The organism is Burkholderia sp. SJZ089 (assembly GCF_007828315.1).
GTDB lineage: Bacteria > Pseudomonadota > Gammaproteobacteria > Burkholderiales > Burkholderiaceae > Burkholderia > Burkholderia gladioli.
Genome location: NZ_VIUM01000057.1, coordinates 1 through 2,151, shown reverse-complemented (window position 1 = coordinate 2,151; position 2,151 = coordinate 1). Strand labels below are relative to the sequence as shown.

At 57.6% G+C, this 2,151-nt stretch carries 1 protein-coding gene; it reads left to right on the top strand.

Annotation, left to right across the window (positions count from 1 at the left end; all coding sequences use genetic code 11):
- Nucleotides 1-51: 51 nt before the first annotated feature.
- Complete coding sequence (locus FB600_RS36955; RefSeq protein ID WP_186831700.1) at nucleotides 52-2,115, top strand: STY4851/ECs_5259 family protein; 2,064 nt, start codon at nucleotides 52-54, stop codon at nucleotides 2,113-2,115.
- Nucleotides 2,116-2,151 lie beyond the last annotated feature (36 nt).

The following is a 2,151-nucleotide window of genomic DNA, read 5'->3' as shown; positions in this document are numbered from 1 at the left end:
TTCACTCATACACTCTGATGCCAGCTGTCCACGTGGACACGTAGCATCAGAGTGCAGCGATTTCTACACAAGGGCGTCGTTATTCGATCGCTTACAATTCTGCGTGACCACCGCACGCATGCCACCCACCCAACATACGGTCTTTCATGGGCAGCGGCTTTTTGCCTATTTGTGGCTGAAAGTTTCCGTCGCGAGTATGACGCGAAAGATGGCGGATGGGCGTGGGCCCGCTTCGAAAACCGCCTAGACTGCAAATTTACGCCTCAGCAACATGGCGAACTGGTGCGACAAGGGCTCAATCAGTACTGGAAACGCTCAATCCGACAATACGAGAATGGCAGGGATAACCTTCTTGGCTCGCTGTTCATGGAGGGCGGACTCCCATGGCCGCTAGTGCAAAGCGAGTCTCATGGGTTCGGCAGGGTGGTTCGAAAGGGTCTCAAATATTTTTACAGGACGGAAGGCGGACTCCGCACTACAGCCGATTTGCTGGCTGATTTCGAACAGGAACTTCCCCAGACCTTTCGCACGCTTGAGACACGGCAACTGCTCGCCGGTATCATCGAGCAGCTCATGTTTCTGGCCACGCGGTATGAGCTCCGTGGTAAAGCTGACCCCGCACAATATCTCGATGAGGCCAATCCCCAGTGGTGGCGCGATTTTCCGCTGCCCTTAGACGAGGGCAACGCGCGCCGCCTGATTAGTGAGTGGCTCCGTGACGCGAGCCGTCGCCGTGCTGAACGCGAGGCTGAACGCGCAGAAGTTGGCAGGTTCTCATGTGCCCACCGCCTGATTGAGCGGCCGGGAGGCTGGCGCATCCGCTCAGAGGTGACGATTCCCCGCGAGGCACGGCTTCCTGTTGACCCACTTGTCGCCAATACGACGCGCTTCGAGCTGGCCTTTTTCGAGGGTGACCGGCTCCTCGCGAGAGCTGGCACAGCATACGGCCAGCAGAGTGATGACCAATCCGCACTGTCAGTACGCTTTCTTCGGACGCAATTTTCTATTGACAGGGCGCACTCATGCGACGAACTCACTCTGCGCTTGCTTGCAAACGGAAGGCTTGCTCACACAGTCCGCTTTGAGCAAAGCGCACTCGACGAGCAAGAACTGCCACTCGTCTTCGAATGCAGGGGCGATGAGTGGTGGTTTGTTGCCAGTGTGTCATGTTCGACCACCAGCGGTCGGGTTCGCGTACATATTCCAGAGCGATTCAACTACTCATGCGAAGGTGCGCTCGGCGTCCGGGAAAACACAGATGGCACACTCTGGCTTGAAGCAACTGACGACCTGCATCTCACATCAGACACTGGTGACCGGTACACAATTGTCCTCAAGAGCAGCCAGGAACAAAACGGCCAGCCGACCCTGAAAGGCCATGTTGCCCATTATGAGTCAGTGCCACAGGTGGTGTACCTAGGCTGGCCGACACTGGATGCGTCCAATGTTACCGAGGAATCCCGGGTTCATCTGCAGGAATTCGCAAACCGTCGACCGCTCACGCGCGCAAATGGCGGCGAACAACTGGGTAGCATCCGTTACTTCGCAAAAAATCCGCTTGGAGAGATTCTGCTCCAGCGACGCTTTGGCGTGGTCCCCGCCGGCTTCGCGATACAGACTTTTCCGGCGTCGTCTAGCAAGCCCGCCCGCCTTGTCTTGAAAAACGCGCGACCGCTCGACCTGCAGGTTATCGACAGCACAATCAAAAGCCGGGTGGAGGTTAGCGACCAGGACGCCACAATCACGCTGGAGCCACTGGGCGACGAACCCCCATCGTTCCTTACACTTGAAGCCCGGCCTCATTCCGGCGCCGCCCCGATTCAGTTCAGACTGACGTATCCCTATCATGGCGCCCGGCTACTGGGTTCCGATGGGGCGCCAATAACTCGGCGTAACTTTACCCTCGCTGAACTTCTGGGCCTTCGCGTTGCGCTGTCAACGTCGGCGGCGAATGGTGCAGAATTCTGCTTGCAGCTCGAACTGGCTAGCCGGGACGGTCGATGCGCCCGCCACTATTTTGTCAGGGCAGGCAACACGCCAGTGCTGCTCAGCCTCTTTAGCAGGCCGTTGAAATACCCATCGACTGGACTCGGACGTTTCCCGCAGATGGCATGAATTCGCTCAACGGCTTCGCGATGCGTTTCATCGAGC